The organism is Allorhizobium undicola ORS 992 = ATCC 700741, assembly GCF_000621665.1.
Taxonomy (GTDB): Bacteria; Pseudomonadota; Alphaproteobacteria; order Rhizobiales; family Rhizobiaceae; genus Allorhizobium; species Allorhizobium undicola.
In genome coordinates this window covers 1-7,381 of record NZ_JHXQ01000036.1, presented here as the reverse complement: position 1 = coordinate 7,381, position 7,381 = coordinate 1, and the positions used below count along the sequence as shown (strand labels likewise).

General features: G+C 59.8%; 5 protein-coding genes. 2 read left to right on the top strand and 3 right to left on the bottom strand.

Translation table 11 applies throughout. The annotated features are described in order from the left end of the window. Together T424_RS21520 and T424_RS0118455 are read left to right on the top strand one after the other, a co-directional pair. Positions 1-202 (top strand): ATP-binding protein (locus T424_RS21520; RefSeq protein WP_037068358.1); only part of this gene is annotated, 202 nt, incomplete at its 5' end. A 436-nt stretch (positions 203-638) separates the two neighbouring features. Further along, on the top strand, positions 639-1,445 hold the full coding sequence (locus tag T424_RS0118455) for a DUF3800 domain-containing protein (protein WP_210164409.1): 807 nt from the start codon (positions 639-641) through the stop codon (positions 1,443-1,445). Positions 1,446-1,497: 52 nt separating this feature from the next. On the opposite strand, the gene T424_RS0118450 is transcribed toward T424_RS0118455, so the two are convergent. The 3 genes from T424_RS0118450 to T424_RS0118440 are packed head-to-tail and all read right to left on the bottom strand — an operon-like array spanning position 1,498 to position 6,960. After that, positions 1,498-4,755: an error-prone DNA polymerase gene (locus T424_RS0118450; RefSeq protein WP_027489030.1), complete on the bottom strand. Its 3,258-nt coding sequence runs from the start codon at positions 4,753-4,755 to the stop codon at positions 1,498-1,500. Next, the gene (locus T424_RS0118445) at positions 4,752-6,263 is read right to left on the bottom strand and encodes a Y-family DNA polymerase (protein WP_027489029.1); all 1,512 of its coding nucleotides are present in this window, start codon (positions 6,261-6,263) and stop codon (positions 4,752-4,754) included. Before T424_RS0118445 ends, T424_RS0118450 begins: the two co-directional genes overlap by 4 nt. Further along, positions 6,184-6,960, bottom strand: a complete 777-nt coding sequence (locus tag T424_RS0118440; protein ID WP_027489028.1) for an ImuA family protein — start codon at positions 6,958-6,960, stop codon at positions 6,184-6,186. The genes T424_RS0118445 and T424_RS0118440 overlap by 80 nt, the downstream gene beginning before the upstream one ends. Positions 6,961-7,381 lie beyond the last annotated feature (421 nt).

The window sequence follows — 7,381 nt, the reverse complement described above, 5'->3', positions numbered from 1 at the left end:
CCAGCTCCTCTTCCATCTCATCAGCAGGCTCTATGAGCGGACATCGATCATCGTCACGACAAACCTGGCCTTCGGCGAGTGGCCAGCCGTATTCGGCGATGCCAAAATGACCGCCGCTCTGCTCGACAGGCTCACCCACCATTGCGAGATCGTGGAAACCGGGAACGAATCCTGGCGCTTTAAAAACCGCTCTCAAAGCTAAAGCCGAAAAGACAAACAACCCGCGCCCGCAGGCCCCTGCGCTAAATGGAGAGCTCCGGGCCTACGCGCGCTGACCCGATGCAACCAGAGGCAGGGGTCCCTTTTGGGAGCCGATAAGGGGTCCCGTTACGACGCCGATTGACATCTTGTTGTAGCCCTCGATACCTGACGCTACCTTCTTTTCTCTCCGGTCATCAGGTCAGAGTCGATGCCTATGACTGCTGGAGGCGGATCACAGACGACGTGAAGCCGCGAATGCTGGAGGTTCGCGATTGTGAGCCATGCGGAGCCGCCTCTTGAAAAGCCGACACGCAACCGATATATATTGAGCATAGTCGAGAGCGCTGATCCGTCGGTGCGTTGAACGATTGTTTCACTCGGCTTACCGAATTCGAGCGGACCGCATGCGGTCCGCTTTTTCGTTTCAGGGGGATTCGTTGCATCTGCTATATCTCGACGAGTCTGGTCACTCGCATGATCCAAGCTCCGACTTCTTTGTCCTTGCAGGCTTTAGCATATTCGAGCGTCAAACACATTGGCTCGAAGCCCAGATAGATCCTGTAGCGGCGCGCTTTAGCTCAACCAATCCTCGAGAAATCGAGTTCCATGGAAACCCGATGCGCTCGGGCAACGGTACCTGGAAAGGTGTGCCTCCCGAAGACAGAGTTCAAGCCGTCGTCGATATCTTGTCGCTACTGGCAGACAAGCAATTGCAGTTGAAGGTCTACGCCTGCGTCATCGAAAAGAAGCTCTTCTTTCCGAGCGACATTCTGGCTCGGAGCTTCGAGGAGGTGGCTTCGTGTTTTGACGGCTATCTGAAGACGCTTTACAAGAAAAAGAACCCCCAGCGCGGCTTGGTCATCCTCGACAAGAGCAACTACGAGGAGAAAATCCAAACCCTCTCTCATGTGTTCAAGCACGTGGGGCATGCCAACGGCCAACTTCGCAACTTTGCCGAAGTCCCGCTTTTTCTGGATTCAAAGGCATCGCGCCTGATTCAGATGGCGGATTTGATCGCCTACTGGATTTTCCGTCACTTTCAGTCCGGCGACCAGCGCGGCTACGACCTCATAAGGCCCTACTTTGCCCGGTATGGCATAGGGCCAGTCTCAGGTCTGCGCTGTCATGTCTCGCCGGAGACAGAGGCGCGCCTCGCTTCGCTTCCAGTTCCAGCTCACCCTTTTCCGAAAGCAACACCGAAAGCTGTTGCCGCCGCATCCCAAGTCACCACGCCTGAGGATTAAAGCGGTTTTGGAGGTGCATGCGCTCCCTCGACGCGCTTGGTTTGAGCATTTTTCAGTGAAAGTTCCGGCTCTTGACCTTCAGCGTGTCGATATGAAGATCGGGTGTGAACATGTCCCGCGGAACGACCGGCTTTGGCCGATCGCGTGAATCCGGCCCGCCGCCGCCATGGGCAAACTCGTCGCCTCTCCCCGTCGGCAGCTTGAAGTCGGTATCCCGGTCGGCCAGACCAACCAGATCGCCTGAGAGGTCGAAGAGTTGCTGGGCGACGAGATGGACCACCTCCCCTTCCCGCTGGATGCGACCGTTGATCGCCATCATCGAAGATCCCAGCACGACACGCCTGCGCTTCTCGAACAGAGTGGGCCAGACAACGACGTTGGCCGGGCCTGTTTCGTCCTCGATGGTGATGAACATGACGCCCTTGGCCGATCCCGGCTTCTGCCGCACCAGTACCAAGCCAGCAGTGTGAACCCAGCGTCCATCGCGCGCATTCATCGCCTCGGCGCAGGTGATGATATTGCGCTCCAAGAGGTCCTTGCGCAGGAAAGCGACGGGATGCTGCCTCAGGGTCAAACCGATGTGGCTGTAATCCTCGATGACGTTGTGGCCATCGGTCATCTGCCGAAGCGCCACCTCTGGCTCCTGCTGCTCAGCAATCGCCGTCGCCTCGCGTTCGGCTGCGGCTGCAAACAACGGTAACGGCTCGTCGCGCAATGCCTTGATTGCCCAGAGAGCGTCGCGGCGTTCGAGTTTCAGCGATGGCAGGAAGGCATCGGCCTCTGCGAGTTGAACAAGCGCTTCGGTCGGTACGCCGGACCGGCGCCACATGTCGTCGACAGAGACAAACGGGCTGTTCATACGCGTTGCAACGATCCGCGCCGCATCCGCGACCGCCAGCCCCTTCACCTGCCGGAACCCCAGCCGGACAGCATGTCGATCGGTACTGCCTATCTTTTCCAGCGTGCAGTCCCAGCGCGAGCGGTTGACGCAGACCGGCCTCACCTCAACACCATGCTTGATCGCATCTCCGACGATCTGGGCCGGCGCATAGAAGCCCATCGGCTGGCTGTTCAAAAGCGCTGCGCAGAAGACGTCGGGGTAGTGACACTTGATGTAGTTCGAAGCGTAGGCAATCAATGCAAAAGAGGCTGCATGGCTTTCCGGAAAGCCGTAGGAGCCAAACCCCTCAAGCTGCGAGAAGGTCTTTTCGGCAAACTCGGACGAATATCCGTTTTTCACCATGCCTGAGACGAGCTTGTCTTTGAAGCGAGAGACACCGCCCGTAAATTTGAATGTGGCCATGGATTTGCGCAGCTGATCAGCCTCGCCACCGGTAAAGCCGGCACAGACCATGGCGACGCGCATGGCGCTCTCCTGAAACAGCGGCACGCCCAGCGTCTTGCCGAGCACCGCCTCCAGCTCAGGGGTCGGATAGACAACGTCCTCCTTGCCTTCACGCCGACGAAGATAGGGATGCACCATGTCACCCTGGATCGGACCGGGACGCACGATCGCCACCTGGACGACGAGATCATAAAAGGTCCGGGGCTTTAGCCGCGGCAGCATCGCCATCTGCGCGCGGCTCTCGATCTGGAAGGTGCCGAGCGTGTCCGCCTTGCGGATCATCGCGTAGGTTGCGGCATCCTCCTGCTCGATCTTCGAGAGATCAAGGTGCTGGCCCTTGTGTTCGCGGATGAGATCGAAGGCCCTGGCCATGCAGGTGAGCATCCCGAGCGCCAAGACGTCCACCTTCATGAATTTCAGTGCCTCAACGTCATCCTTGTCCCATTCGATGATCTGCCTGTCTTTCATCGTCGCCGGTTCGATCGGCACGAGATCGTCCAGCCGGTCATGGGTTAGGACAAAGCCGCCGGGATGCTGACCGAGATGACGCGGCGCGCCCATCAACTGCTGCGCGAGTTTCAGGGTGAGCGCCAGACGCCGGTCATTGGGGTTGAGGTTGAGTTCCCTGATGTTTCGGTCGGGAACTTCTTCCGACCAGGACCACATGCCCGATGACAGCGCCTTGATGACATCTTCAGGCAGTCCGAGCGCCTTGCCGACATCGCGGATTGCGCCCTTGGCCCGGTAGCGGGTGACGGTCGCACAAAGTGCCGCCTTATCCTTGGTATAGGTCTTGTAGATCCACTGAATGACCTCCTCACGCCGTTCGTGCTCGAAGTCGACATCAATATCCGGCGGCTCGTCGCGTTCCTGACTGACGAAGCGCTCGAAGAGGAGATCATTGGTCGAGGGATCGATCGAGGTGATGCCAAGGATATAGCAGACAGCGCTGTTGGCCGCAGATCCCCTGCCCTGGCAGAGAATGCCCTGACTTCGGGCAAAACGGACGATCGAAAACACCGTCAGGAAGTAAGGCGCGTATTTCATGGTGCGGATGAGATCGAGCTCGTGCTGAACGGTCTTTAAAACATCCGGTGGCAGGCCTTCCGGATAACGATCCGGCGCACATTCCCAGACATAATGCTCGAGCGATCCTTGAGCATCCTTGCCCGGCACGATGGCTTCCTCCGGGTACTGGTAGGTCAGTTCCTCAAGCGAGAATTTGCAGCGACGCACGATTTCCAGGGTTCGCGCGAGTGCTTGCGCGTAGCGCGGAAACAGGCGTGCCATTTCCTCCGGTGGCTTGAGGTAGCGGTCGGCGTGGCGTTCGCGCTCAAAGCCGACATCGTCGATTGTGGTGTTGTGCCTGATACAGGTGACGATGTCCTGCAATTGCCGCCGGCCCGGCTCATGAAACAGCACATCATTGGTGACGACGGTCCTGACCTTGAACCGCGCCGCCATGTTGGAAATCTCATGCAGCCGCAACTGGTCGTTCGGTCGCCGACGCAAACAGAGAGAGACGTAAGCGCGATCACCAAACAGCTCAGCCATCTTGCGAAGCTGCGAGGCGCAGGTGGCATCCGGCAGATCCGGCACCAGAATGCCGATCATGCCCTCTGCGTAAGCGACGATATCGTCCCAATGCAGGATGCAGTTGTTCTTGCCGCCGCGCGACTTGCCGAGCGTGATCAGCCGCGTCAGACGCGAATAGGCGGCTCGATCCATCGGATAGACCAGCACCGACATGCCATCAGCCAGATCGAGACGACAGCCAACGACCAGGCGCAACCCGGTGGCGCGCGACGCCTCAAGCGCCCGAACAATTCCGGCAAGCGAATTGCGATCGACGACGCCGATTGCGTCGATACCGAGCTGTTTCGCGGTCTCAAACAACTCCTGTGCAGAGGAGGCGCCGCGCAGAAAGGAAAAGTGGGTCGTGACCTGGAGCTCGGCGTAGCTCATGCGAAGATCCCGTGGCAGAACCAGCGATGGGACCCGGTCTCGGGATCCACTCCGTCGCCGGAGCGGAACACCCACAGGCGCTCGCCTGCCTCGTCCTCGATGACAAAGTAGTCGCGTACCGCCTCCATCTCGGCGTCGCGCTGCCACCACTCCCCGAAGATGCGTTCCGGGCCATCGGCGCGTTTGACCTTACGGCGCTTGCCGCGCCACACGATCGAGACGGGCGGCCGGTCCGGCATCAGAGCGATTGCCTCGATCAGTTCGGGCCGTGATAAAAGCCGGACCGGACGGCGCCAGTGGCTCACCCAGCCAATTGCAATCGGTTCAGCGACCGGACTGATCCGCTGGACGGAGCGTTCCGGCACATCGGATGCAACCGGCGCGACGCGATAGACCCTCTGTCCACGGTTTCCATAAATGTCGATCAGAGGCGTCACATCGGTGATGTCATCCTCGACCAGAGCAGAGACTTTCTGCGCCTCCTCCAATGGCTCTACCATGACGGCCACAAGAGTGAGCTTTTCGATCCCGAAACCCGGCTCGATCTTTTCCGTGCGGTCCCGGAACAGTTTCGTCAGCCAGGCAATGTCACGGGCAGGCTTGACTGTTCCGGCACGGATCGCCTGCCTCGTGCCATCGACCTTCTCGACGATGAGATCGGCGCGACGCACGCCGAGCCCACGCTTCTGGAGTTCATCGACCAGTTGGACGACAAGGCGCCCGACATATTTATTGATGGTCTCGGCTGCCCCGATCGGCTCAGCAAACGCTTTTGAGACTTCGACCAGGTCAGGCGTGCGGATCGGATCGATCGGCTCGGCGACACGACAGAGCATCTGATCGAGGCGGCGGCCGACCTCCGGACCGAAGCGGAGCGTCAGCGGCGCTCGCGGGGTGTTGGCAAGCTCACCGATCGTCTGGAAACCAAGGATACGGAGATCGCTGACAATCTTTGTCGGCAGACGCAAAAGCGAGATCGGCAGCTTTTCGACTGCTCGGACCGTCTCGCCCGGTGGAACGACGAGTGTCTCGCGGTTGATGGCACGGGCGCAGGCATGGGCCGCACCCCAGCTGTCGGCGACCGCCACACGGGCTGTCAGCTTCCTGCCCAGGAACTGGTTGGCGATCTTTGTCACCATTGGCAGCTCGCCGCCCTGCAGGTGGTCGGCGCCTTCGGTATCCATGACAATGCCGTCGATCCCGTCGATGGCAACGATTGGCGAATAGATCGTCAGCGCCCAGAGCGTGATGCGTTCGAGGGCTACCCGATCGGCTTCGATATCCGCGTCGACCATCATTAGACCGCGAAACAGCGACTGCGCCTTTGCCGCCGGCATGCCGACATGTACGCCTGCCTTTCTGGCTACCGGGTCGGCAGCCGAAACCCATCGCTTGGATCCCGACTTGGCAATCACGGCGATTGGCTGCTCAGGCGGAATAGACGGATCGGCGCGACGAATGCGATCCGTCGGCAGATCCGGAAGATAAACGGATACGACCCTTGTCATCACACGCTCTCACGAGAAACTCAGCACACTCACCCGCTTTCACGCGCATCAATTCCAGAAACCACTGAGGCCTCCCCACGCCTGGGACCGGCAACTCTTCCGACGGCATCACACTCACCCGCCATCTGGTGGTCGAGGCCGTCGGCTGGCCAAAGTCATTCGCCTCCGTCTGCCTGCGCCATCGTCTGACCACGAGCGCCATGGTTCCGGTTCGCTCGGCCGCCAGTTGGAGACGCCGGGAACTGACCATCGGCAGGCGAACGAGCTCGCCGACGACGGCGCCGAGACCGCCGAAGGACAGGCCCTCCTCCATATTGGCCAGAACATCCTCTTCCTTGTCGGACTCGACGAAGATGACACGGTCGGGATGGAGCCCCACCTGGGCAAGAGCCGGAAAGAACAGATCCGGTCGCGTCAGACACCAGATGACAGGACCTCTGGTCCGCGCAGCAATGCCGGCCACACAAAGGGCGGCCGCCGCTCCATCGACCGTACCCGAACCTCCGCCCGCGAACTCATGCAGCGCTCCATAGGCAAGGCCGCCGCCTGGCAAGACAGCGTCAATCTCAGGCACGCCGAAGGAAAGACAGCCGGCACGTCTGGCCTGCGCGCCCTCCATCGACGCGATGCGCTCGCGCAGATCGGAGACCACAGCGGAAACCTCCCCCGGGTTCCTCGGGGCACGGGCAGCAGTCATCGTTCACGGCTCCCTTCAAGGTCGCGTTGGCGGTTTCGACATCATGTCGGGCGGCTATTTGTTCACTATCTGTTCTTATGCCCCTAAAGAGTCAAGCATGGTCAGGTCTAGGAATATCCCCCTAGCATTAGCGATTTTGAAGATTCCGAACAGAATCAATCGCGTAGGGCGAAGAAGAATTTTTTCTGGACTTTCTGGTGCTTGGGCAGTGCCAGTGGATAGCGGGGACAGTCTTCAGATCGTCGCATTGTTCTTAAGTGTCAATCGGCGTCGTAACGGGACCCCTTATCGGCTCCCAAAAGGGACCCCTGCCTCTGGTTGCATCGGGTCAGCGCGCGTAGGCCCGGAGCTCTCCATTTAGCGCAGGGGCCTGCGGGCGCGGGTTGTTTGTCTTTTCGGCTTTAGCTTTGAGAGCGGTTTT

Bases quoted from the DNA above. Each gene is read 5' to 3' on its own strand.
- T424_RS0118450 (WP_027489030.1), bottom strand. From the start codon at position 4,755: ATGAGCTACGCCGAGCTCCAGGTCACGACCCACTTTTCCTTTCTGCGC.
- T424_RS0118445 (WP_027489029.1), bottom strand. From the start codon at position 6,263: ATGACAAGGGTCGTATCCGTTTATCTTCCGGATCTGCCGACGGATCGC.
- T424_RS0118440 (WP_027489028.1), bottom strand. From the start codon at position 6,960: ATGACTGCTGCCCGTGCCCCGAGGAACCCGGGGGAGGTTTCCGCTGTG.